This is a genomic window from Bradyrhizobium sp. USDA 4341, from assembly GCF_054063755.1.
Genome location: NZ_JBSSGO010000002.1, coordinates 8,469,962 through 8,493,323, shown reverse-complemented (window position 1 = coordinate 8,493,323; position 23,362 = coordinate 8,469,962). Strand labels below are relative to the sequence as shown.

The 23,362-nt window shown below is 65.0% G+C and carries 20 protein-coding genes; 13 read left to right on the top strand and 7 right to left on the bottom strand.

The features are described 5' to 3' along the window. Positions 1-115: 115 nt before the first annotated feature. Together ACVIGB_RS45640 and ACVIGB_RS45635 are read right to left on the bottom strand one after the other, a co-directional pair. A complete protein-coding gene (locus ACVIGB_RS45640) occupies positions 116-2,059 on the bottom strand; it encodes an alkyl/aryl-sulfatase (protein WP_456724338.1) in 1,944 nt (647 codons plus the stop codon). A 50-nt stretch (positions 2,060-2,109) separates the two neighbouring features. Continuing rightward, positions 2,110-3,930: a flavin-containing monooxygenase gene (locus ACVIGB_RS45635; protein ID WP_456724339.1), complete on the bottom strand. Its 1,821-nt coding sequence runs from the start codon at positions 3,928-3,930 to the stop codon at positions 2,110-2,112. A gap of 124 nt (positions 3,931-4,054) precedes the next feature. Between ACVIGB_RS45635 and ACVIGB_RS45630 the strand changes: the two genes are divergently transcribed. Further along, positions 4,055-4,843: an IclR family transcriptional regulator gene (locus ACVIGB_RS45630; RefSeq protein ID WP_092124912.1), complete on the top strand. Its 789-nt coding sequence runs from the start codon at positions 4,055-4,057 to the stop codon at positions 4,841-4,843. A 22-nt stretch (positions 4,844-4,865) separates the two neighbouring features. Here the strand turns inward: ACVIGB_RS45630 and ACVIGB_RS45625 are convergent, their stop codons facing one another. The 3 genes from ACVIGB_RS45625 to ACVIGB_RS45615 are packed head-to-tail and all read right to left on the bottom strand — an operon-like array spanning position 4,866 to position 8,809. Beyond that, complete coding sequence (locus ACVIGB_RS45625) at positions 4,866-5,969, bottom strand: ABC transporter ATP-binding protein (RefSeq protein ID WP_456724340.1); 1,104 nt, start codon at positions 5,967-5,969, stop codon at positions 4,866-4,868. 15 nt (positions 5,970-5,984) lie between these two features. Then, the gene (locus tag ACVIGB_RS45620; RefSeq protein ID WP_456724341.1) at positions 5,985-7,010 is read right to left on the bottom strand and encodes an ABC transporter substrate-binding protein; all 1,026 of its coding nucleotides are present in this window, start codon (positions 7,008-7,010) and stop codon (positions 5,985-5,987) included. 23 nt (positions 7,011-7,033) lie between these two features. Continuing rightward, a complete protein-coding gene (locus ACVIGB_RS45615) occupies positions 7,034-8,809 on the bottom strand; it encodes an ABC transporter permease (protein WP_456724342.1) in 1,776 nt (591 codons plus the stop codon). A 553-nt stretch (positions 8,810-9,362) separates the two neighbouring features. Here ACVIGB_RS45615 and ACVIGB_RS45610 point away from each other — a divergent pair. The 8 genes from ACVIGB_RS45610 (at position 9,363) to soxA (ending at position 16,909) form a co-directional block, all read left to right on the top strand. Beyond that, complete coding sequence (locus tag ACVIGB_RS45610; RefSeq protein ID WP_456724343.1) at positions 9,363-10,775, top strand: MFS transporter; 1,413 nt, start codon at positions 9,363-9,365, stop codon at positions 10,773-10,775. Between the two features lie 153 nt (positions 10,776-10,928). Further along, positions 10,929-11,378 carry a (2Fe-2S)-binding protein gene (locus ACVIGB_RS45605; protein ID WP_456724344.1) on the top strand — a complete coding sequence of 150 codons (450 nt, stop codon included), beginning with the start codon at positions 10,929-10,931 and terminating at the stop codon, positions 11,376-11,378. A gap of 10 nt (positions 11,379-11,388) precedes the next feature. Further along, the gene (locus ACVIGB_RS45600) at positions 11,389-13,575 is read left to right on the top strand and encodes a molybdopterin cofactor-binding domain-containing protein (RefSeq protein ID WP_456724345.1); all 2,187 of its coding nucleotides are present in this window, start codon (positions 11,389-11,391) and stop codon (positions 13,573-13,575) included. Between the two features lie 52 nt (positions 13,576-13,627). After that, on the top strand, positions 13,628-14,899 hold the full coding sequence (locus ACVIGB_RS45595; RefSeq protein WP_456724346.1) for an FCSD flavin-binding domain-containing protein: 1,272 nt from the start codon (positions 13,628-13,630) through the stop codon (positions 14,897-14,899). Then, positions 14,892-15,341, top strand: a complete 450-nt coding sequence (soxX, locus tag ACVIGB_RS45590; protein ID WP_456724347.1) for a sulfur oxidation c-type cytochrome SoxX — start codon at positions 14,892-14,894, stop codon at positions 15,339-15,341. Before ACVIGB_RS45595 ends, soxX begins: the two co-directional genes overlap by 8 nt. 13 nt (positions 15,342-15,354) lie before the next feature. Continuing rightward, positions 15,355-15,819: a SoxY-related AACIE arm protein gene (locus ACVIGB_RS45585; protein WP_456724348.1), complete on the top strand. Its 465-nt coding sequence runs from the start codon at positions 15,355-15,357 to the stop codon at positions 15,817-15,819. After that, positions 15,819-16,139: a thiosulfate oxidation carrier complex protein SoxZ gene (gene soxZ, locus ACVIGB_RS45580; RefSeq protein ID WP_456724349.1), complete on the top strand. Its 321-nt coding sequence runs from the start codon at positions 15,819-15,821 to the stop codon at positions 16,137-16,139. The genes ACVIGB_RS45585 and soxZ overlap by 1 nt, the downstream gene beginning before the upstream one ends. Then, complete coding sequence (gene soxA / locus ACVIGB_RS45575; RefSeq protein ID WP_456724350.1) at positions 16,136-16,909, top strand: sulfur oxidation c-type cytochrome SoxA; 774 nt, start codon at positions 16,136-16,138, stop codon at positions 16,907-16,909. Before soxZ ends, soxA begins: the two co-directional genes overlap by 4 nt. 137 nt (positions 16,910-17,046) lie before the next feature. Here soxA and ACVIGB_RS45570 read toward each other — a convergent pair whose 3' ends face one another. After that, positions 17,047-17,820, bottom strand: a complete 774-nt coding sequence (locus tag ACVIGB_RS45570; RefSeq protein ID WP_456724351.1) for a ferredoxin--NADP reductase — start codon at positions 17,818-17,820, stop codon at positions 17,047-17,049. A 173-nt stretch (positions 17,821-17,993) separates the two neighbouring features. Between ACVIGB_RS45570 and ACVIGB_RS45565 the strand changes: the two genes are divergently transcribed. The 4 genes from ACVIGB_RS45565 to ACVIGB_RS45550 all read left to right on the top strand — a co-directional run bounded on the left by ACVIGB_RS45565 (position 17,994) and on the right by ACVIGB_RS45550 (position 22,874). Next, positions 17,994-19,190, top strand: a complete 1,197-nt coding sequence (locus ACVIGB_RS45565) for an amidohydrolase family protein (protein WP_456724352.1) — start codon at positions 17,994-17,996, stop codon at positions 19,188-19,190. Between the two features lie 240 nt (positions 19,191-19,430). Then, the gene (locus tag ACVIGB_RS45560) at positions 19,431-20,831 is read left to right on the top strand and encodes a selenium-binding protein SBP56-related protein (RefSeq protein WP_456724353.1); all 1,401 of its coding nucleotides are present in this window, start codon (positions 19,431-19,433) and stop codon (positions 20,829-20,831) included. 2 nt (positions 20,832-20,833) lie between these two features. Beyond that, positions 20,834-21,502: a hypothetical protein gene (locus ACVIGB_RS45555; RefSeq protein ID WP_456724354.1), complete on the top strand. Its 669-nt coding sequence runs from the start codon at positions 20,834-20,836 to the stop codon at positions 21,500-21,502. Between the two features lie 274 nt (positions 21,503-21,776). Further along, on the top strand, positions 21,777-22,874 hold the full coding sequence (locus tag ACVIGB_RS45550; protein ID WP_456718630.1) for an ISAs1 family transposase: 1,098 nt from the start codon (positions 21,777-21,779) through the stop codon (positions 22,872-22,874). Between the two features lie 25 nt (positions 22,875-22,899). Here the strand turns inward: ACVIGB_RS45550 and ACVIGB_RS45545 are convergent, their stop codons facing one another. Continuing rightward, positions 22,900-23,355 (bottom strand): MarR family winged helix-turn-helix transcriptional regulator, encoded by a 456-nt coding sequence (locus ACVIGB_RS45545; protein WP_092124899.1) that lies wholly within the window; start codon positions 23,353-23,355, stop codon positions 22,900-22,902. Between the last annotated feature and the right edge of the window lie 7 nt (positions 23,356-23,362).

Below are 23,362 nucleotides of genomic sequence, written 5' to 3'. Positions count from 1 at the left end.
GGTGCGAGCGGAGCGAGCCTCGAAGGATGCACGGCCACCAGCCGGGCCGTCGACCCTTCGAGACGCGCGTTCCGCGCTCCTCAGGGTGACGGTCATAGTTCTGGGCATATGTCGGTCACGTCACCACTGTCCGCTTCGGCTCGACGATCTCGAACATCCGCGGGAATTCGTCCATCAGCATCATCAGTTCGCCGAGCCGCAGCGGCTCGCCTGATACCTTCACCTTGCCGGCGCCGACGGCTTCCGGGAACGTGGTCAGCTTGGCGATAACTTCGTCCAGCACGCTGCGCGCCAGGGTGAAGCTGGCGTGCGCATCGGCGGCCTGGGCGCCCCTGACGTAAGTCAGCGCTGAATTCTCGAGATTGAGAATGAAGCTCTCGCCCGTGTCGGTAAAGTTCCAGTTCAGCACGATCCGCTTGCCTTCGGCCTTGGGGCCGTTGAGGCGGATGCCGAGCACGTCCCAGAGCTGCTCGGTGCGGAGTGCAGCCAGCGTCTCGCGCGGCATCGGCGAGCGCGGCGGCGTCTTCGGCATGCCCTGCCGCAGCTCCTGGGCGCCGAACAGATAGGCGTTGCGCCAGGTCGAGCTCTCGGCGGCATAGCCGAGTTGCTCGAACGTGTCGGCCAGCAATGCGCGCGCCGCCTGATTGTCGGGCTCGGCGAACACGAGGTGGCTGACGGCCTGCGCCACAAAACGGAATTCACCCTTGGCGAAATCGGCGGTGGCGCGTTTCAGGATCGCGTCGACGCCGCCCATGTATTCCACATACTTCTTGCCGGCCTCGACCGGCGGCAAGGAATCGAGATTGACCGGATTGGCGTCGTACCAGCCGAGATATTTCTGGTAGATCGCCTTCACATTGTGCCTGATGTGGCCGTAATAGCCGCGGCCGTGCCAGGCACCTTCGAGGCTCGAGGGCAGCCGGATCGTCTCGGCAATCTCGGCCGCATTAAGCCCGTGGTTCATCAGCCGGATAGTCTGGTCATGCGCGTATTTATAGAGGTCGCGCTGCTGGCGGATCATGGTGTCGATCCGCTCGCGCCCCCACACCGGCCAATGATGCTGGCCACACATCGCCTCGGCCTTGCCGCCCCACATCTGCAACGCCTCGCCGAGATATTTCGACCAGGCCAGCGCATCGCGCACATCGGCGCCGCGGAACGGCAGCAGGTTGTGGAAATTGTGCGTGCAGTTCTCCGCGAGGTTCAAGAGCTTGTAGCGCGGAAGGAAGAAATGCATCTCCGCCGGCGCTTCGCTGTTCGGCGCCATCTGGAATTCGAACTCGACGCCGTCGATCACGCGCTTGTCGCCGGTCGCGATGATCAGATCGGTCGGCCGCAGCAGCGCCACACCGCCCGCCGCCATGGTCTTGCCGAGGCCGCAGTCGACCTGGCCGCGCACGCCCTTGGCGAGAAACGGCCCGAACTGGTATTGCGCGCGGCGCAACATCGCCGGCCCTGCGATGATGTTCTCCGAGACCGCGTGCTCCATGAAGAAGTTCGGCGCGATGATGGGCACGCCCGCCGCCAGCATGGCATCGTCGAGCACGCCGCGCGCGCCGCCCCAATGGTCGGTATGGGTATGGGTGAAGATCACGGCGGCGACCGGCCGCTTGCCGCGATGCTGGAAGTACAATTCCATCGCGGCGCGTGCGCCCTCGATCGAGGTCAGGGTGTCGACCACGATGACGCCCTTGTCGCCCTCGATCAGCGTCATGTTGGCGATGTCGAGCCCGCGCACCTGGTAGACGCCCGGCACCACCTCGAACAGCCCGTGATGCATGTTGAGCCGCGATTGCCGCCACAGGCTCGGATCGACGGTCGCAGGCGCCTTCTCGTCGGAGAGGAAGCCGTAAGGCTCGAGGCTCCACACCACCCTGCCCTGGGCCGAGGTGACGCGCGCGTTCTCGATGGTGCCGAGGAAGCCGCGCGCGGCATCGTCGAAATCCCTGGTGTCGGCGAACGGCAGCGCCTTCAGCGTCGCCTCGTGCTGCGCGATGACCGGCGCGGATGCCGCCTTCGGAAGTTCGTGCGACGTCTCACCTGCGGTTGTCTGGGTCATTACTCAAGCACTCCCTCGTTTGGCGAAGATCAGTCCCGGTCGCACATCCCTCAGCGGAATTGCACGCCTTCGAACTGGCCGCTGCGGCGCCAGCCATCGATGTATTTGAAGTAGGCCAACGCGCCCGCCGGATAGCCGACATTGAGCTTGGCGGCAGGCCCGGGCTCGCGTCCCTCATTGTTGTAATAGCCGGGCGTGCAATCGGGACCGCCGATCATTCGGCCGACCGCGGTCAGCAGCAGCTCGACCCAGCGATCCTCGGCTTCCTTGCTGACTTCGATTTCCTTGAAGCCGTTGTCCCGCGCATGAGCGACCATCAAGGCGATGGTCCGCGCCGCTTCCGTCAGGTTGTGCGGTACGTTGGAAATGAGGTTGGCGCCCTGGGTCGGCTGCACGAAGAACACGTTGGGGAAGCCATGCACGTGGATGCCGTGCTTGGTGCGCATGCCCTTGGCCCAATGCTCCGACAGCTTGATGCCGTCTCGGCCGGTCAGATCGAAGCCCGCGCGCCTGCGATATTCGGTCCCCACCTCGAAGCCCGATGCGTAGATGATGCAGTCGAGCTTGTATTCCTTGCCCGCGACGACGATCCCGTTCTCGGTGATCTCCTCTACACCCTTGCCGTCGGTGTCGACCAGATGCGTGCCCGGCGTGTTGAAGGCCTGGAGATAGGCGTCGTGGAAACATGGCCGCTTGCAGAGCTGGCCGTACCAGGCCTTGAGATTTCCTGCCGTCTCGGGGTCGCCGACGATGCTGTCGACCCGGTTGCGGATTTCCTCCATCTTCTCGAAATCGGAATCCTCGAAGACCGCCCGCATGTTTTCCACGGTCCGCTGCTCGCGCGGCAGCAGCATCACCTTGGCGCGGATCCGCTTCGACAGATCGGTCCAGCCGTCCTGCACCAGGTCTTCCTCGGCCGATCCACCGGCCTGGTTGGCGGTGAAATTCTCCAGCCAGCGCTGTTGCCAGCCCGGCGTTGCGATATCGGCGAACCAGTCCGGATCGATCGGGCCATTGCCGCGCACGTCGACCGACGACGGCGTGCGCTGGAACACGTAGAGCTCCTTGCAGGCGCGCGCGAGGTACGGAATGCATTGCACCGACGTTGCGCCGGTGCCGATGATGCCGACGCGCTTGTCGGCAAGCTTGTCCATCAGCGCGCCCCGGGGATCGCCGCCGGTGTAGTCGTAATCCCACCGGCTGGTGTGGAACGAGTGGCCCTTGAAGCGCTCGATGCCGGGAATGCCGGGCAATTTCGGCACATGCAGCGGGCCGGTGCCGATGCCGACATATTGCGCAGTGAAGGCGTCACCCCTGGTGGTGCGGACGATCCAGCGCGATTGCGCCGCGTCCCAGTCGAGGCTCGTCACCTCGGTGTGAAACAGTGCGTTGTCATAGAGATTGAACTGCAGGCCGATCCGCTGGCAGTGCGCCAGGATCTCGGGCGCATGCGCGTATTTCTCCGACGGCATGTGGCCGGTCTCTTCGAGCAGCGGCATATAGACCATCGACGCCGTGTCGCACTGCGCGCCGGGATACCGGTTCCAGTACCAGGTGCCGCCGAAATCGCCGCCCTTCTCGACAATGCGGACATCCTTCACCCCGGCCTCCGTCAGCCGCGCCGCGGTGGCAAGCCCGGCAAAGCCGCCGCCGATGAAGGCGAAGGTGACGTGATCGGTCTTCGGCGCGCGCTCCACCACCGGCGTGTAGGGATCCTCGAGATAATGCGCGAGCTGGCCCTTGATCTGGAGATACTGGTCATTGCCGTCAGAACGCAGCCGCTTGTTGCGCTCCTCCTGATATTTCAGGCGCAGCCGCGCCTTGTCGATCGCGGCTGGCTTTGCGTCTCGGGCTTGCTCGGTCATCGTCATCGGAAGGGCGCCTCGTTTCAGCGGTTCTCTGTCCTTGTTCCCGGCAGATAAACCGATATCGACACGATTTGCAAATTCGTTTTGATATATTGACAAACTGACCGATCGGAGACCAATATTCCGTATGACAGCATCTTCCCCTGCCGAAATTCAGGCGGATCCGTCCTTTGCGACCACCCTGGCGCATGGGTTGGACGTGCTGGCCGCGTTCCGCCGCCACCCGGGCTCGCTGTCCAATGCCGAACTTGCGTTGCATACCGGCCTGTCGCGGCCGACGGTCTCGCGACTGACCTACACGCTGGAGCAGCTCGGCTATCTCAGGCGCGACGCCAAGGGCCGCTTCGTGCTCGGGCTCGGCGCGCTCGCCGCCGCCTATCCCGTGTTGTCCGCGCTGAAGGTGCGTCAGCTCGCGCGTCCGCTGATGCGCGATTTCGCGACCTATGCCGGCGGCACGGTGTCGATCGCGATGCCGTTCGGTATCGATTTCATCTACGTCGAGACGCTGCGCACGACGGACGCCGCGCCGCATGTGCCCGACGTCGGCTTTGTCAGCACGTTGGCGCCGACCGCGGTCGGGCGCGCACTGCTCTCGCTCTTCACCGAAGAAGAGCTCGGCGCCTATGTCGCGCGCGTCAAGGCCGAACGTCCCGACGAATTCGACTACGTGCAGAAGCGCACATTGCCCGACGTCGAATTGTGCCGCGAGCGCGGCTTCGCCGTCTCGCTCGGCGAATGGCGGCGCGAGATCTTCGGCGTGGCCGCCCCGCTCTATCGCACGCCGACAGGCGATTGCCTGTCGGTCAATTGCGGCGTCCCGTCCTACCGCTTCAGCGCCGAGCAGATCGAGCGCGAATGCGGCCCGCGCATCCTTGGCCTCGCCCGCAGCATCCGCGCGCTCGTGGAAGAAGGCTAGGCGGCGCGTCATTGCGGCCACGCTAGTCCTGGGTCGCCGGCCCATTGTCACGGTAAGCCCACAGGCATTCGCGCGGCAGCGCGACCTGTGCCTCGACGCCGACCTGATGGCGCGCGGCGGTGCCGAGCTCGATCGCCTCCAGCCGTTTGCCGAACAGCTCGAGGCCGTAGGCGGTCTGCGTGCCCTGGTAGCGCCGGTCGAGCACCTTTGCCGCAAATGTATTGGCGCCATCGGGCCGGCCGATCGCGATGTTCTCAGGCCGCAGCGCCACGCGCACCTTCTCGTCGGGAGCCAGCGCCTGGAACAGCGCGACCTCGCCTCGCCGGCCATCGCCGAAATCGACCACGCCATAGCCGCCATTGCACGCGACCAGCGTGCCGGCGAGCTCGTTGGTCGCGCCGGTGAAACTGGCGACGAACAGATCGGCAGGACGGTTGTAGATCACGTCGGGCGTGTCCATCTGCAACAGCTTGCCGTCGCGCATCACACCGATCCGATCACCGAGCACGACCGCCTCAGCCTGATCATGGGTGACATAGAGCGCGGTCATCCCGGTCTGCTTGAGGATGACGCGAAGATCGTCGCGCAGCCGCAGGCGCAATTTGGCATCGAGGTTCGACAGCGGCTCGTCGAGCAGCAAGAGTTGCGGCCGGTACACCATGCTGCGCGCCAGCGCGACGCGCTGCATCTGCCCGCCCGAGAGCGCGACCACCGGCCGGTCGGCATAGTCGGACAATCCGACCAGCGCCAGTGCGTCGTCGACCATGCGGGCGGCATCGGTGCGCCCGATCGTCCGGTGCTTCAGCGGATAGATCACGTTCTGCCGCACCGTCATATGCGGCCACACCGCATAGGACTGGAACACCATGCCGAGGTTGCGCAAGCGCGGCGGCACGAGGATGCCACGCGCCGGTGACGAGACTACCCGCCCGGAAATGCTGATCTCGCCATCGGTCGGATGCTCGAGCCCGGCGACGCAGCGCAGCGTCGTGGTCTTGCCGCAGCCGGACGGCCCGAGCAGCACCACGATCTCGCCAGCCGGCACGCCAAAGCTGACGCCATCGATCGCCGGGCGGCCGATCGCAAACTGCTTCCTCAGATCGCTGACCTCGAGCGTCGCCGTCATCGCTGCACCATCAGCCTATTGCCGGTAACCAAACGTCTTGTCCCACTCCGCCACCCACGCCGCGTGCAGCTTCACGTAATCGTCGAACTTCGGGTACCAGAGCTTGACCACCTTGGGATCGAAGCCCTCCGGAAAGGCCGGCGGCTCCTTCAGAGAAGTGAGATTGCCGAGCTCCTTGATCATGAAGGTCTGCCCTTCCTTCGACAGGCACCAGTTCAGGAACAGCTTTGCCGCATTGGGATGCGCGGCCGTCTTCGGAATGCCGCTCGCGTAGGGATTGACCGGCGCGCCCTCGGGCGGAAAGAAGATCTCGATCGGCGCGCCGTCCTTCTTCTTCTGGTAGATCACATTGTAGAGCAGCGGCGCGATCGCGATCTCGCCGCGCACCAGGGCATCGGCGGTCGGCGCCCCGGAGGGATAGAGCACGGGATGGGTGGCGGCCTGCCTCGCCCAGTAATCCTCGCCGAGCACCTGGCGCTCGAACATGATCCGGGTCCAGGTGGTGCCGCCGGACTGCGCGAACACCTGCCCGATCAACTTGTCATATTGCGGCTTGGTCAGGTCCATCCAGGATTTCGGCGGATCCTTCACCAACTCGTTGTTGTAGCCGATCGACCAGGCGATGGTGGCGCGCGGCCACAGCTTCGGCGAGATCAGCGCGTCCTTGCTGTAATCGGCCGCGTTCGGCGGCGCATAGTCCTGGAACAGATCCTCCAGCGGCTGCATCAGCGCGCGATCGGAGTGGTCGACGACGTCGGCGATCAGTTTGCCGGCCGCGGCTTCCGTCTTCACGCGGGTGATGAGCTGCCCGCCGGGCGCGCGGACCATCTCGACCTTGATCTCGGGAAAGCGTTTGTTGAACGCCTTGATCACCTGCTGCTCGATCTCGGCAAAATTCGCTGTGTAGAACACGAGCTTGCCTTCGGCCTTCGCGGCCGTGATCAATTCGGCCGAGCCGAACTCCTGTGCCCGTGCGGCCGGCGCCAGCGCAAGCGTTGCAACGCCCGCCAAGGCCAGTGTGGTGAAGGTTCGTCTATCCATCGCCAATCCTTCCTCGTTTATCGTTATCCGGTCCGCGCCACGTTGCCCTGCGCCGCCCCGCGCGACAGCCAGTTGGCGCCGCCGATCAGGACGCCGAGCAGCACGGTCTGCACCAGGCTGAAGGCCGCGGTCTTGCCGATATTGCCGCCTTCGTAATAGTCGAGCAGCAGCACCGACATCACCATGGTGTTGCTGGTGTAGAGGAACAGCGACGAGCCGAGTTCGCGGATCGCCAGCACGAACAGCAGCGTCATCGACGCCAGCACGCCCGGCCGCGCCAACGGCAGCACGATCGTCCTGATGGTGCCGAGCATGCCCCGGCCGCAAACCCAGGCGGCCTCCTCGAGCTCGCGATGGATCTGCAGGAACGAGGTCGACAGCGCCTTCACGGTGTCGGGCATGAAGCGCGCGATGAAGGCCAGCGCCAGAATCCAGATCGTGCCGTAGAGCCCGCCGGGAACGCCGATCCAGGCCCAGAGATAGGCGACGCCGACCACGAGCCCGGGGATCGCAACCGGCAGCGTCGAGATCAGGTCGATGGCGCCGCGCCCCGCGACGCGGGTGCGATGGATGGTGTAGCCGATCGCGAAGGCGAGGGCGCCGCCGACAACAGCGGTGATGACGCCGACCTCAATCGCGTTGTAGATCGATTTCATCGTCAGCGGATTGTCGAAGATGCTCTCGAAATGCGTCAGCGAATACTGCCGCATGTCGAACAGGCTGGCGGCATCGCGGATGAACATGAACTTGCGGAAGGCAGCGACGATCAGCGCCAGCGACGGCAGCACCACCACAATGATGAGATAGACGATCCCGAGCGCGAAGGTGAGCCAGCGCCACGCCCCGAGATCGAGGCTGCGCGGCCGGAACGCCTTTCCCGCAACGGTCGTGTAGCTGCGCCCGCTGAGCAATTTCTGCTGCAGATAGACCAGGAGCCCGGTGACCATCATCAGGATGATCGCGACGGCGGCCGCGGTGTTGTAGAGCGGCGGCGACCAGTTGGTGAGCTTGAAGATGTAGGTCGTGAGCACGCTCAGATTGGTCGGTGCGCCGAGCACGGCCGGGATGCCGTAGATGCCGAGCATCACGATGAACGACAGCAGCATGCCCGAGACGATCGCCGGCATGATCAGCGGAAACGTCACCGTGAACAGGGTGGCGAACGCGCTGGCGCCGGAGATTTCCGCGGCCTCCTCCAGGCTCGGGTCCATGTTGCGCAGCGCCGACGAAGTGAACATGTAGACATAGGGCGCGTAATAGATGCCGAACACGAACACCAGGCCCCACATCGAATAGAGATCGATGCGCAGGTCGGAGCCCAGCCACTTGAACATCGTGTTGATCAAACCGGTCTTCGGCGAGCCGAGGATCGCCCAGGCCACACCCGCCACCAGCGGTGGCGCGAACAGCGGCAGGATACTGGCCGCGGCGATGAAGCCCTTGAACGGCGTGTTTGTGCGTACCACGATCCACGAGAACAAGAGCCCGATCGCAACCGCGATGACCGTGCCGCCGCCGCAGGCGATCAGCGTGTTGAGCAGCGCCTCGCCGACATTTGGATTGGCAAGCACAGCGAGGAAATTGGCGATCGACAGATGGCTCAGGCTGAGGCGGATGCCGTCGACCACCGGGTTGGTGTCAGTGAGCGCGCCGAGCAGCAGCATCAAGACGGGATAGATGACGAGGAAGCCGAGGATCGCCAGCAGCGCCGCGACCCAGAGGCCGGTGAATGCGCGGCGCCGGGTTCCCTCCCTGGCGCTTCGCATGGCTTCGCTGCGCCAGTCGGTCTGTCCGTGCAATGCGCGCGTCCCCTTTTGCGGCCCGATCTGACGTCGCGCCTGCTTGTATGCCAAGGGTAGTCGATCGCGACTGTGACGCAAGCTATCCGAAAGTCGCTCCGGCGCGCTAATGTGACACAGCGCGGGAACACGGATTCGATTGATCGCGCTCAAGCGCCACAGTCTCAGTGTCGTCCCTGCGGAAGCAGGGACCCGTACTCCGCGGCGGAGGTTGCCGGCGGGACTCATTGTTGTTGTCCTGGCCTAGTGCGCAATTGCGCACAGGACCAGGACCCATAACCACCGCACTTGATTGTAGACGAGATCGTGGCCCCAGCATCGCGTAACAATTCTCATTTGGGGTAATGGGTCCTGGCTTTCGCCAGGACGACATGCGGGGGCACGTCAAGAGATAATTCGGGAAAAGCGAATAAATCTCGCTGCGGCCCTGCCCACGGCCGCAACCTGCCGGCGCGTTCCCGTCAAGGCCGCTTCGCATATGCATCATGCAATGGCGCGGCTGGGGAACGGAATGCCGCCGTAGTACATGGCGGTCCCGGAGACAATTTCAGACATGCTCGAGAAGACCCCGACGTCAGGTGCAGCAACGGCGCCGATCACCGATGGATTGCCGGATGGATTGCCCTGGGAGCGGCGGCGATGGGCGGTGGCCGCGATCTTCACGGCGCTGGCGATGGCCTCGCTCGATACCGCGATCGCCAACATCGCGCTGCCCGCGATCGCCAACGATCTGCATGTCAGCCCTGCGGAAGTGGTCTGGGTGGTCAACGTCTACCAGATCGCCCTCGTCGCAACGCTGCTGCCGCTCGGCGCGCTCGGCGAAATCGTCGGCCACCAGCGGATCTACATCGGCGGCCTCCTGCTGTTCACATTGGCGTCACTCGGCTGTGCGCTGGCGTGGTCGCTGCCGAGCCTCCTGGTCGCGCGCACCTTGCAGGGGCTCGGCGCCAGCGGCCTGATGAGCGTCAACACCGCGCTGGTCCGCTTCGTTTATCCGAGCCGGATGCTCGGCCGCGGCTTCGGTCACAATGCGCTCGTGGTCGCGAGCGCCATGTCGCTCGGGCCGACCATCGCCTCCGGCATCCTCGCGCTCGGCCCGTGGCCCTGGCTGTTCGCCGTCAACATTCCCTTCGGCATCGTCGCCTTGCTGATCGGCATGAAGACGCTGCCGAAGACGCCGCGCGCCACCCACGCCTTCGACTTCGCCGGTGCGGCGTTGGCCTGCGCCTGCCTCGGGCTCTTCATCATCAGCATCGGCAGCGCTGCCCACAAGACGGCGCCGGCGCTTGTCATCTCGGAGTTTGCCGGCGCCCTCCTGTTCGGCTGGATTCTGACCCGGCGGCATGCCGATCATCCGGCGCCGATGCTGCCGATCGACCTGTTCCGCCGTCCGATCTTCGCGCTGTCGGCCGCGACCGCCGTCTGCTCATTTGCTGTGCAGGGCCTCGCCTTCGTGTCGCTGCCGTTCTACTTCGAGGACATTCTGCACCGCTCGCAGGTCGAGACCGGCTTCTTCATGACGCCCTGGCCGCTGGTGGTCGCCTTCATGGCGCCGATCGGCGGCCGGTTGTCGGATCGCTATCCGGCCGGCATCCTCGGCGGCATCGGCATGCTGCTGCTGGGCGTCGGCATGGTGCTGCTCGCGACCCTGCCGACCGAGCCCGGCGTCGCCAACATCGTCTGGCGCACCATGATCTGCGGCATCGGTTTCGGCTTCTTCCAGACCCCCAACATGAAGGCGATCATGTCGAGCGCACCGTCGCATCGCAGCGGCAGCGCCAGCAGCATCGTTGCGACCGCGCGGTTGACCGGACAGACCACCGGCGCTGCGCTGGCCGCGCTCTGCTTCGCACTCGCCGATCGCGAGGGCGCCACTGTCGCGCAGGCGCTGGGTGCAGGCTTTGCTGCGCTCGGCAGCGTCATGAGCTTCCTACGGTTAGCCGTCGCTTCGCCGCAAAAGACATGACAGGCATGTTGCGCGCGCGGGACGCGGCCAAACACCGCGCCGTGAACTTTCTTCCGCGCTGCAAACGCGTTTTCTTGATTTGAACCGTTCCAGTTTCAAGGCCAACATCGCGCTGAAGTCCAATCGGAGGATTGGACCATTCAGGGGAAAGCGATGGCAAACCTCAAAATCAACGGCAAGACGATCAATGTGGACGTCGAGGACGACACGCCACTGCTGTGGGCGATTCGCGAGAATGTCGGACTGACGGGGACCAAATACGGCTGTGGCATTGCACAATGCGGCGCCTGCACCGTGCATATCGACGGCGTCGCGATGCGCTCCTGCGGCGTGACGGTGAACGAAGTGGCCGGCAAGGACATCACCACCATCGAGGGCCTTGCGGCGGGCGGCGTGATGCACAAGGTGCAGCTCGCCTGGATCGCGAACGACGTGCCGCAATGCGGCTATTGCCAGAGCGGCATGATCATGGCCGTCGCGGCGCTGTTGAAAGAAAACCCGAAGCCGACCGACGACGACATCAACGACGCCATCACCAATATCTGCCGCTGCGGGACCTTCCAGCAGGTGCGCGAGGCGATCCATGCTGCCGCGAACGCATAAGGAGGCAGCGATGAACCAGCACGTCATGCCAAAACTTAATCGCCGCGCCTTCGTGATCGGCACGGCAACCGCCGGCGCCGGTCTTGCGCTCGGCCTCGATCTTCCGTTCGGCGGCCCCTCCGTGGTACGCGCAGCCGACGGCGCGCCTGAAGTTAATGCCTGGGTCGTGATCCGGCCCGACGACACCGTGGTAATCCGCATCGCCCGCTCCGAGATGGGCCAGGGCACGCTCACCGGCCTCGCCCAACTCGTCGCCGAGGAACTGGAATGCGACTGGTCGAAGGTCACGACCGAATTCCCGACACCCGGCCAGAGCGTCGCCCGCAAGCGCGCCTGGGGCGATTTCTCCACCGGTGGCAGCCGCGGCATCCGCACCTCGCAGGACTATGTCCGCAAGGGCGGCGCCACCGCGCGTGTGATGCTGATCCAAGCCGCGGCCAATGAGTGGAAGGTGCCGGCCTCGGAGTGCAAGGCATCCAGCAGCGTCATCACCCACACGCCCTCGGGCAAGACCACGACCTACGGCAAGGTCGCGGAAGCCGCCGCCAAGCTGGAGCCGCCGGCCGACGTCAAGCTGAAGGATCCGAAGGACTGGACCATCGCCGGCAAGGGCCTGAAGCGGCTCGACACCGTCGACAAGACCACCGGCAAGATGACCTATGGCATCGACGTCAAGCTGCCGGGCATGCTGAACGCCGCGATCAAGGACTGCCCGGTGTTCGGCGGCAAGCTGAAGAGCTTTGACGAAGCCAAGATCGCCGGCATGAAGGGCGTCAAGAAGGTGGTGCCGGTCGGCGACAGCGCCGTTGCCGTCGTCGCCGACACCTGGTGGCACGCCAAGACCGCGCTGGATGCGTTGCCGATCGTCTGGGACGAAGGCGACAATGCGAAGGTCTCCAGCGAGACGATTGCGAAGTGGCTCGCCGAAGGTCTCGACAATGCGCAGCCCGCCTATGTCGGCAACCAGAACGGCGATGCCAAGGCGGCCATCGCCAGCGCGGCCAAGAAGGTGGAGGCGGTCTACAGCTACCCCTACCAGAACCACGCCACGATGGAGCCGATGAACGCCACCGTGCTCTACACGCCGGACAAATGCGAGGTGTGGTGCGGCACGCAGAATGGCGAGGCGGCGTTCGCGGCGGCGCTCGAAGCCTCCGGCCTGCCGGCGGAGAAGGTCGACGTGCACAAGCTGATGCTCGGCGGCGGCTTCGGCCGGCGCGGCATGACCGACTATGTCCGCCAGGCGGTGGCGATCGCCAAGCAGATGCCGGGCACGCCGATCAAGCTGTTGTGGTCGCGCGAAGAGGACATGCAGCACGGCAAGTATCACCCGATTACGCAGTGCAAGCTGACCGGCGCATTCGATGCCGACAACAATCTGGTCGCGCTGCATTATCGGCTGTCGGGTCAGTCCATCCTGTTCTCGGTGCGCCCGGAAGCGCTGCAGAACGGCATGGACCCCGCCGCATTCCAGGGCGTCGCGCAATCCGGCGAGGCCGCGATCGGCTATTCGGTGCCGAACCTGCTGGTCGAGCATGCGATGCGCAATCCGCACGTTCCGCCGGGCTTCTGGCGCGGCGTCAACGTCAATCACAACGCGATCTACCTGGAATGCTTCATGGACGAGCTGGCCCAGGCTGCCGGCCAGGACCCGCTCGAATTCCGCCGCAAGCTGATGGGCAAGCACCCCAAGCATCTCGCGGTGCTCAACGCCGTGGCCGAGAAGATCGGCTGGGGCACGCCGGCGCCGCAGGGCGTCTATCGCGGCATCGCGCAGGTGATGGGCTATGGCAGCTATGTTGCCGGCGCCGCGGAGATCTCGGTGACCGACGGCAGCAAGATCAAGGTACATCGCATCGTCGCCTCCACCGATCCCGGCTATGTCGTCAATCCGGCGCAGGTGGAGCGGCAGATCGCGGGCTCCTTCGTCTACGGCCTCAGCGCGCTGTTCTATGGCGGCTGCACCGTGAAGGACGGCCGCATCGAGCAGACCAACTTCGACACCTACAACTCGATGCGCATCAACGAAATGCCGAAGGTGGAGTCGGTGATGGTGCCGAGCGGCGGGTTCTGGGGCGGCGTCGGCGAGCCGACTATCGGCGTTGCGGCGCCGGCGGTGCTCAACGCCTATTTCGCCGCGACGGGAAAGCGCGTCCGCAGCTTCCCGCTGCGCAACCAGAACATCTCCTTCGCCTGATCAAACCAGAAGCGGCGGCCCCGCCGCCGCTTCCTTTTTCGGATTCTCGTGCATGGCCGTCACGCGTCGTCCGACGCGCAGGGATGTGATCCGTGGCGCCGCTGTCGTCGCAGCGGCGGTATTGGCGTGTCCAGCGCTGGCGCAAGCCGCGCCCCGGATCGCAGTGATCGGCGGCGGCTTCGGCGGCGCCGCCTGCGCGCGGGCGCTGCGGCGGCTCGACGCAAAACTCCAGGTCACGCTGATCGAGCCGAACAAGATTTTCACCGCCTGCCCGTTCAGCAACGAGGTGATCGCAGGCCTGCGTGAACTCTCCGCGCAGCAATTCACCTACGACAAGGTTGCGGCCGACGGCATCACGGTCGCCGCACAGGCGGCCACCAAGGTCGATGCGCAGGCGCGCACCATCGCGCTCTCCGATGGCACAATGCTGTCCTATGACCGGCTTGTGCTGGCCCCCGGCATCGACATGCACTTCGACGCCCTCTCCGGCTATGACGAAGCGGCGGCCGAAAAGATGCCGCATGCCTGGAAGGCAGGCCCGCAGACCATGCTGCTGCGCAAGCAGCTCGAGGGCATGGACGATGGCGGCCTCGTCGTGATCGCGGTGCCGGCCGCGCCGTTGCGCTGCCCGCCGGCGCCTTACGAGCGCGCCAGCCTGATCGCGCATTACCTCAAGGCGAACAAGCCGCGCTCCAAGATCCTGGTGCTCGACGCCAAAGACAACTACTCGCAGCAGAAGCTGTTCGAGAAGGCCTGGGCGGAACTCTATCCCGGGATGATCGAACGGATCGCGCTGTCGCAGGGCGGACGGGTGACCTCGGTCGATCCGGCGACCAAAGAGATCGTCACCGACTTCGGCAACTACACCGCCGCGGTCGCCAATGTGATCCCGCCGCAGCGAGCCGGCCGCATCGCGGAGATCGCCGGCGCCGCCGACCACACCGGCTGGTGCCCGATCGATCCGGTCAGCTTTGCCTCGAAGCTCGTGCCCAACATCCATGTCATCGGTGATGCCGCGATCGCCGGCGGCATTCCGAAATCCGCCTCCGCCGCAGCGGCGCAAGGCCGCGCCTGTGCCGCCGCGATCGTCAATTCGCTTGCAGGCAAGGCGCCGGAGACGCCGCGGCTCGATGGCGCCTGCTACAACACGGTGGCGCCGGGCTATGCCTTCTCGCTGAAGGGCATCTATCAGCCGAAGGAGGATCAGTACGCCGAGGCCGAGGTGACCACGAGCCCGGTCGACGCGCCGAGCGAGGTGCGTCGGCGCGAGGCCGACCAGGCGATCGACTGGTTCAGGAGCATCACGGGAGACGCCTTTGGCTAGGCTCGCTCTCGCCACGTTGCTCGCCGCGGCACTGCTCGCGGCTTGCGGGCCCGCCGGCGCCGAGGAGCTGCGCCCCTATACCGTGGTTGGCGATGCGATCCCGGCCTCGCTGACGGGAACCAAGGGCAACGTTGCGCGCGGCCGGGCCCTGATCGTCGAGCGTTCCTCGACTTGCATCCTTTGCCACAGCGGCCCATTTCCGGAGCAGGCGTTCCAGGGCGACCTCGCGCCAGACCTCACCGGCAGCGGCAGCCGCTGGGCGGAAGGACAATTGCGGCTCCGGCTGGTCGATGCGTCGCATCTCAATGCGGCGACGATCATGCCGTCCTACTATCGCGTCGACGGGCTCGCGCGTGTCGGCGCCTCATGGCGCGGCAAGCCGATCCTGTCGGCGGAGCAGATCGAGGATATCGTGGCCTATCTTGTGACATTGCGGAACTAGGACCTAGCGATCGATGGCGAATTCAAACCACACCACACGCCGCACGGTTTTGGGCCTCGCCGGAGGCGCCGCAGTGTTGGTGATCGTGCGCCCTGCCGACGCAACGCCAGCAATGCTGTCGGCCGCGATCCGCAATGTCGTCGGTGAAGCCAATGTGCGCACCGGCAAGGTCAAGCTCGACATCCCGCCGCTGGTCGAGAACGGCAACACGGTGCCGATGACGGTCAGCGTCACCAGCCCGATGACGGCGGACGAGTATGTGAAGAGCATCCACGTCTTCAACGAGAAGAATCCGCAGCCGAACATCGGCAATTTCTATCTCGGGCCGCGCGCCGGGCGCGCCCAGGTATCGACCCGCATCCGCCTCGCCGACAGCCAGAAGGTCACGGCCATCGCACGGCTGTCCGACGACACGTTCTGGTCGACGACCGCTGATGTCGTGGTGACGCTCGCCGCCTGCACCGAGGAAGCGATCTGATGCCATCAGCCCTGATCAACGTGCCGGCCAAGGCCAAGCGCGGTAGCGTCATCGAGATCAAGACGCTGATGTCGCACATCATGGAGACCGGCTATCGCCACACCGCGTCAGGCGACGCGGTGCCGCGCGACATCATCACGAGCTTCACTTGCCGTTTCAACGGCGCGGAAGTGTTCCGCGCCGATCTTTATCCGGCGATCGCGGCCAATCCGTTCATCACCTTCTTCACCACGGTGACCGAGAGCGGCAAGTTCGAGTTCGAGTGGATCGGCGACAAGGGGTTTTCGGAGACCGCGCAGGCTTCGATCACGGTCGAATGAAGATTGCGGTCTGCATCGCGCTGCTGACGGCGATGGCGGGCGCGGCGCTCGCCACCAAGATTCCGCTATCCGAGCGCCGCTCCGGCTACAGCTTCATGAGCCCGGACACCAGGGCGATGCAGGACGAGGACACCGCCAATCCCGGCATGCTCTTTGTGCTCGACGGCGAGGCGTTGTGGAAGCGCAGGGCCGGCAGCGCGGACAAGGCCTGCGCCGACTGCCACAATGATGCGCGCATCAGCATGAAGGGCGTCGCGGCGCACTATCCGGCCTTCGAGAAGGCGCTGGGAAAGCCGGTCGACCTCGAAGCGCGGATCAACCTCTGCCGCAGCAACCACCAGCAGGCATCGCCCTTCGCCTATGAAAGCCGCGAGCTGCTGGCGCTATCAGCCTATGTCGCGCGGCAGTCGCGCGGCGTGCCGATCGCAGCCACAGACGATCCGGAGCTCGCGCCATTCGTCGAGAAGGGCCACGCACTGTTCATGCAGCGGCAGGGCCAGCTCAATCTCGGCTGCACCAACTGCCACGACGACAATTGGGACAAGAAGCTCGCGGGAAGCGCGATCACGCAGGGACAACCGACCGGCTATCCGCTGTACCGGTTGGAATGGCAATCGCTCGGATCGTTGCAGCGGCGGCTGCGCGCCTGCATCACCGGCATCCGGGCGCAGGCCTATGATTATGGTTCGCTCGAGCTGGTCGAGCTCGAGCTCTATCTGATGTCGCGGGCGCGCGGCATGCCGATCGAAACGCCGGCGGTCAGGCCCTGATTGCATACAGCTCCATCCACGTCATTGCGAGCGAAGCGAAGCAATCCATCTCTCCAAGCGCGCGGAGAGATGGATTGCTTCGTCGCTTTCGCTCCTCGCAATGACGGGGCTGGGAATCATTGCGAAGAATACGAACCTCAGCGCTCGGCGAACGCCTTCTCCACCACGAACTGCGCCGGCTCGCCATGATTGCCCTCGACGAAGCCGCGGCCGCCCAGCAGCGTGCGGGTGTCGGCGACCAGCGCCGGCGAGCCGCAGATCATGACGCGGTCATGCGCGGCATCGAGCGCCGGCAGGCCGATGTCGGCGAACAGCTTGCCCGAGGTGATGAGGTCGGTGATGCGGCCGCGGTTGCGGAACGGATCGCGCGTCACGGTCGGGTAATAGATCAGCTGATCGCGCACCAGCTCGCCGATCAGTTCGTCCTGCGGCAGCTTCTCGGTGATCATCTCGCCATAGGCGAGCTCCTTGACGCGGCGGCAGCCGTGCAGCAGCACGATCTTCTCGAAGCGGTCATAGGTCTCGGGATCCTTGATCACGCTGAGGAACGGCGCAAGCCCTGTGCCGGTGCCGATCAGATAGAGGTTGCGGCCGTCCTCGAGGTTGTCGATGACCAGCGTGCCGGTGGCCTTGCGGCTGACGATGATCTCGTCGCCTTCCTTCAGGTGCTGGAGACGCGAGGTCAGCGGGCCGTCCGGAACCTTGATCGAGAAGAACTCGAGCGTGTCCTCGTAGTTCGCGCTAGCGACGCTATAGGCCCGCAGCAGCGGCTTCTCGCCGACCTTGAGCCCGATCATGGTGAACTCGCCGTTGCGGAAGCGGAACGACGGATTGCGCGTGGTTTTGAAGGAGAACAGCGTGTCGGTCCAGTGATGAACGCTGAGGACGCTTTCCTGGTTGAAATTGCTCATCGCACCAATCCCTGATTTGTGCTGCGGCGGGTTGAGGACTTGAACCCCGTTGACCGGCCGGATCGTTTGTATACGATCATTCGTATACAAACGAATAATCCGGCTTGATCCGAAAGTCAAGCCGGGCTCAAATTCCCGGGCAATTTCGGAAAGAAAACAGAAGGAAAACACCCATGGCTCACGACGCGCCCCAGGCCACCGGCCCCAGCAAGCTGGTGATCCGCAATATCGGGCTACTGCTGTCGGGAGCGCTGGAGAAGCCGATCCTGGATGCCGATACCATCGTCGCCGAGAACGGCAGGATCACCGCGATCGGCCGCTTCAAGGACGTCGATACCGAAGGCGCCACCACGATCGTCGATGCCATGGGCACGACGGTCGCGCCCGGCCTGATCGACAGCCATGTCCATCCCGTCGCCGGCGACTGGACGCCGCGGCAGAACCAGACCAACTGGATCGACAGCTATCTGCACGGCGGCGTCACCACCATGATCTCCGCCGGCGAAGTGCATATGCCCGGCCGTCCGCGCGACGTGGTCGGATTGAAGGCGATGGCGATCTTCGCGCAGCGCGCGTTCTGGACGCTGCGGCCGGGTGGCGTGAAGGTGCATGCCGGCGCGCCCGTCATCGAATGCGAGATGGTGGAGGACGATTTCAAGGAAATGGCCGCGGCCGGTGTCAAGCTGCTCGGGGAGGTCGGGCTCGGCGGCGTCAAGGACGGCCCGACCGCGCGCAAGATGGTCGGCTGGGCACGCAAATACGGCATTCAAAGCACGATCCACACCGGCGGCCCCTCGATCCCGGGCTCCGGCCTGATCGACAAGGACGTGGTGCTGGAAGCCGACACCGACGTGGTCGGCCACATCAATGGCGGCCACACTGCCCTGCCCGACGACCAGATCCGCTGCATCTGCGAGGGCTGCAAGCGCGGGCTCGAGCTGGTGCACAACGGCAATGAGCGCTCGGCGCTGTTCACGCTGCGCACCGCGCGCGAGATGGGCGATTTGCACCGCGTCATCCTCGGCACCGACGCGCCCGCCGGCTCCGGCGTGCAGCCGCTCGGCATCCTGCGCATGGTCTCGCTCTTGTCCTCGCTCGGCGAGCTGCCCGCCGAGCTGGCGTTCTGCCTTGCCACCGGCAACACCGCGCGGATGCGCGAGCTCGATTGCGGCCTGATCGAGGTCGGCCGTTCCGCCGATTTCGTGCTGATGGACAAGGCGCAGCATTCGCCGGGCAAGAACATCCTGGAGAGCGTTCAGCTCGGCGATCTTCCGGGCATCGGCATGACCATCATCGACGGCATCGTCCGCACCCAGCGCAGCCGCAACACGCCGCCCGCAGGCAAGGTGCCGGAGATCGTGGCGAAGTAATCGAGCTCGACGACCGTCATTCCGGGTTCGCGACTTCGTCGCGCCCGGAGTGACGCGGTCGTGCGCAAGACGCACCATCTGACCGCGCCGGAACGTTGCTTTCGCCCGTCATCATTGAGGTGTATCGTGCCGCCACGCGAACCTAGCCGGCGGCGCTCGCAAGAGCCACGCGACGATTAAGTTCTCGTCGCATGCCGCCGTGCCGTGTTGGTCCACACCAGGCAAACAGGAGGCAGCACGATGACGATGAGGCCAGATCCAACGTTTCACGCGTCGCCGAAGCTTGCGATGGAAGCTCCGGCCGAGAACTTCGCCTACACCGTGCTGCTCAGCCCGGACTTTTCCAAGCCCGACGCGCTCGCCGTGATCGACGTCAAGCCGGGCTCGCCGACCTACAGCAAGATCGTCCACACCGTGACGATGCCCAACAAGGGCGACGAGTTTCACCATTTCGGCTGGAACGCGTGTTCCTCGGCATTGTCCCCACTTGCGGGACATGCCTTCATCGAGCGCCGCTATCTCATCGTTCCCGGCATGCGGTCGTCGCGGATCTATATCATCGACACCAAGCCGGATCCGACGCAGGCGAAGATCCACAAGATCATCGAGCCCGAGCAGGTGTTCAGGAAGACCGGCTATTCGCGGCCGCATACCATCCACTGCGGCCCGGACGGCATCTACGTCTCCACGCTCGGCGGCGGCGGCAAGGACGGCACCGATGGACCGCCCGGCGTCTTCATCATGGACTGCGAGACCTTCGAGGTGCTCGGACGCTGGGAGATCGATCGTGGTCCCCAGACCAAGCACTACGACTTCTGGTGGAACCTGCCGCGCGACTACATGGTGAGCAGCGAATGGGCGCTGCCGCCGCAATTCGAGAACGGGATCGTGCCGGAGGACCTGCTCTCGAACAAATACGGCCATCGCATCCATTTCTGGGATCTGCGCGCGCGACGCAATGTGCAGACCATCGATCTCGGCGCCAACCATCAAATGGCGCTGGAGGTGCGTCCCGCGCACGATCCGGTTCGCGAATACGGCTTCGTCGGCGTCGTGGTCGATACCACGAACCTCGAGGGCTCGATCTGGACCTGGTGGCGCGAGGGCGGCAAGTTTCACATCGAGAAGACGGCGACGATACCGCCCGAACCCGCGCCGAAGGACCAGTTGCCGCCACTGCTGCAGGGTTTCGGCGCCGTGCCGCCGCTGGTGACCGACATCGACCTGTCGATGGACGACAAGTTCCTCTACGTCTCCTGCTGGGCCACCGGCGAGATGCGCCAATACGATGTCAGCGATCCGCGCAAGCCAAAGCTCGCCGGATCGGTGCGCATCGGCGGGATCACCCGCCGCACTCCGCATCCCAACGGACAGACATTTGCCGGCGGCCCGCAGATGGTCGAGATCAGCCGCGACGGCAAGCGGGTCTACTGGACCAATTCGCTGTACTCGACCTGGGACGACCAGTTCTATCCGCAAGGCATTCCCGGCGCCGAGGTGATGGCGAATGCCAGCCCGGGCGGCGGCCTTGAACTGGCAAAGGACTACTGGGTCAGCCTCCCCGACGGATATCGCGCACACCAGATCCGGCTCGACGGCGGCGACTGCTCAACGGATTCGTTCTGCTATCCATCGGCCTGAATGTGAGTGCAGCCGACTGGACACCGGCCTGGCTGTGGCTGGCGGTGATTGCGAGCGGCCTCTACCACGGGATCAACCCGGGCATGGGCTGGCCGCTCGCGGTTTCGGCCGGATTGATGCAAAGGAGTTCGCGCGCGCTGCTGGCCGCGCTTGGCCCGCTCGCAATCGGTCACCTGCTGGCGATGCTGCTCGTGATCCTTCCCTTCGCGCTGCTGATCACCCTCGTCGAATGGCAGCGCACGATCCGGATCGGCGCCAGCCTGCTTGTGATCGCCTTCGGCATCTATCGGCTGATCGACCGCCGCCATCCGCGGGCTCTGGCGCGGATACCACCGACGCAACTCGCTTTGTGGTCGTTCGCGGTGGCGATCGCCCACGGCGCGGCGCTGATGCTGGTGCCGATCTATCTCGGACTATGCCGCGAGGCTGAGCCGGACCAAGGCCACGCGGCTGCCAACTCCCTGATCGACACCAGCCTCACCATGGCCGTGCTGGTCTCCATCGTCCATGCGGGCGCGATGATCGCGGCAGGCGGATGTCTGGCGTGGCTGGTCTATCGCTACCTTGGCCTCAAATTCGTGGCCCGGAGCTGGTTCAACCTGGACACGGTCTGGGCCGTCAGCCTGGTGCTGGTCGGCGCCGTCGCGCTGGCGCTTGGTGTTGCGACATAGTCCGGATGCGACACGGTGGCACTTTCTTCATCCTCCCCTGGAGGGGGAGGATCGGTTCGCATGAAATGCGAACCGAGGTGGGGTGAACAGTCTCTCCATACAGATTCTGCCCGTGTGGAAAGATCACCCCACCCCGGCTCGCATCTCGCTTCGCTCGCTGCGATCCGACCCTCCCCCTCCAGGGCAGGGGAATCGCACGTGCGCGGCTGCAAGTAGTTGCCAAATCGGGAGAAAGAGATTCTGAAGGTCGCTCCTGATCTAGAGGGAGCGGCCGATGCAACGATTTGCCGAGTGCTTTGAAGATTTGCCCGACCCGCGGGCCGACAACGCGCTGCATGACCTGACCGAGATCTTGTTCATCGCACTGATGGCGACGCTGTGCGGGGCGACGAGTTGCACCGACATGGCGCTGTTTGCCCGGATGAAGGCCTATCTTTGGCAGGATGTGCTGGAGCTCAAGAATGGCCTGCCGAGCCACGACACGTTCAGCCGGGTATTCCGGATGCTCGATCCGAAGGCGTTCGAGGTCGCGTTCCGGCGTTTTATGACGGCCTTTGCGCAAGGCGCGAAGATCAAGCGGCCGCGCGGGGTGATCGCGCTCGACGGCAAGGCGTTGCGGCGGGGTTACGAACGCGGCAGGAGCCACATGCCGCCGGTGATGGTGACCGCCTGGGCGGAGCAGACGCGCATGGCGCTCGCCAATGTGCTGGCGCCGAACAACAACGAAGCCGACGGTGCCCTGCAGTTGCTTGCGCTTCTGCAACTCAAGGGCTGCGTGGTCACGGCCGATGCCCTGCATTGCCACCGCGGGATGGCCGAAGCGATTGTGGCACGGGGCGGTGACTACGTGCTGGCGGTGAAGGCGAACCAGCCCGCTCTGTTGGAGGATGCCAAAGCCGCAATCCGCGCCGTCAAACGCAAGGGCAAGACCTCGCTGACCACCATCGATGCGGAACATGGACGCAACGAGAAGCGTGTGGCGCTGGTCGCATCGGTTCCTGGCATGGCCAAGAAGTACGACTTTCCGGGCCTCAAAGCTGTCGCCCGCATCACCAGCAAGCGGGGACAGGACGACACGGTCGAGCGCTACTTCCTGATGAGCCGCCCCTACAGCCGCAAAGAGGTCCTGCGCATCGTCCGTGCTCATTGGGGCATCGAAAATCGCCTGCACTGGCCGCTCGACGTCACCCTCGACGAGGACCTTGCCCGCAATCGCAAGGGCAACGGACCGGCCAACCTGGCCGTGCTCAGGCGTCTGGCTCTCAACGTCGCCCAAGCCCACCCGGACACGACAGTCTCCCTGCGCGGCAAGCTCAAGCGCGCCGGATGGAACGATGCATTCCTCTTCGAACTCCTCGGCCACATGCGATAGCCCTGCCCTCCAGGGGAGGGTAAGGTCAGCGCAACCTGCCGAGCAGCGCCATCAGGGTCTCGCGCTCCTTGGCGTCGAGCGGCGCCAGCGTCTCCCTGGAGATCACGAGCGCATTCGGCGCGGCCTTGTCGGCCATCTGCTGACCGGCGCGCGTCAGGCTCACCATCAGCCGGCGGCCGTCGTCGGGATCGGGCGAGGTCTCGGTCAGGCCGCGCGCGGTCAGGCGATCGATCACGCCCTTGATGGTCGCAACGTCCATCGAGGTGAGCCGCCCGAGCTGGTTCTGCGAGCATGGCCCGACCTCCGACAGCTTCGACAGCGCCGCCCACTGCGTCGGCGTCAGGTTGATGCCGATCTCGCGGGCGAAGATCACCGCATGGCGCTGCGACACCTGGCGCAGGATGAAGCCGATCTGCTCGTCCAGCACGTATCCGGGCTTGGCGGCCTTGACGCTTCGCTTCTGTGCAGCACTCCTCGCCATCGTTTCA

Excerpts from the sequence above, each read along its gene's own strand:
- ACVIGB_RS45640 (WP_456724338.1), bottom strand. The coding sequence starts at position 2,059 with ATGACCCAGACAACCGCAGGTGAGACGTCGCACGAACTTCCGAAGGCG.
- ACVIGB_RS45635 (WP_456724339.1), bottom strand. The coding sequence starts at position 3,930 with ATGACGATGACCGAGCAAGCCCGAGACGCAAAGCCAGCCGCGATCGAC.
- ACVIGB_RS45630 (WP_092124912.1), top strand. The coding sequence starts at position 4,055 with ATGACAGCATCTTCCCCTGCCGAAATTCAGGCGGATCCGTCCTTTGCG.
- ACVIGB_RS45625 (WP_456724340.1), bottom strand. The coding sequence starts at position 5,969 with ATGACGGCGACGCTCGAGGTCAGCGATCTGAGGAAGCAGTTTGCGATC.
- ACVIGB_RS45620 (WP_456724341.1), bottom strand. The coding sequence starts at position 7,010 with ATGGATAGACGAACCTTCACCACACTGGCCTTGGCGGGCGTTGCAACG.
- ACVIGB_RS45610 (WP_456724343.1), top strand. The coding sequence starts at position 9,363 with ATGCTCGAGAAGACCCCGACGTCAGGTGCAGCAACGGCGCCGATCACC.
- ACVIGB_RS45605 (WP_456724344.1), top strand. The coding sequence starts at position 10,929 with ATGGCAAACCTCAAAATCAACGGCAAGACGATCAATGTGGACGTCGAG.
- ACVIGB_RS45600 (WP_456724345.1), top strand. The coding sequence starts at position 11,389 with ATGAACCAGCACGTCATGCCAAAACTTAATCGCCGCGCCTTCGTGATC.
- ACVIGB_RS45595 (WP_456724346.1), top strand. The coding sequence starts at position 13,628 with ATGGCCGTCACGCGTCGTCCGACGCGCAGGGATGTGATCCGTGGCGCC.
- ACVIGB_RS45585 (WP_456724348.1), top strand. The coding sequence starts at position 15,355 with ATGGCGAATTCAAACCACACCACACGCCGCACGGTTTTGGGCCTCGCC.
- soxZ (WP_456724349.1), top strand. The coding sequence starts at position 15,819 with ATGCCATCAGCCCTGATCAACGTGCCGGCCAAGGCCAAGCGCGGTAGC.
- soxA (WP_456724350.1), top strand. The coding sequence starts at position 16,136 with ATGAAGATTGCGGTCTGCATCGCGCTGCTGACGGCGATGGCGGGCGCG.
- ACVIGB_RS45570 (WP_456724351.1), bottom strand. The coding sequence starts at position 17,820 with ATGAGCAATTTCAACCAGGAAAGCGTCCTCAGCGTTCATCACTGGACC.
- ACVIGB_RS45565 (WP_456724352.1), top strand. The coding sequence starts at position 17,994 with ATGGCTCACGACGCGCCCCAGGCCACCGGCCCCAGCAAGCTGGTGATC.
- ACVIGB_RS45560 (WP_456724353.1), top strand. The coding sequence starts at position 19,431 with ATGACGATGAGGCCAGATCCAACGTTTCACGCGTCGCCGAAGCTTGCG.
- ACVIGB_RS45550 (WP_456718630.1), top strand. The coding sequence starts at position 21,777 with ATGCAACGATTTGCCGAGTGCTTTGAAGATTTGCCCGACCCGCGGGCC.
- ACVIGB_RS45545 (WP_092124899.1), bottom strand. The coding sequence starts at position 23,355 with ATGGCGAGGAGTGCTGCACAGAAGCGAAGCGTCAAGGCCGCCAAGCCC.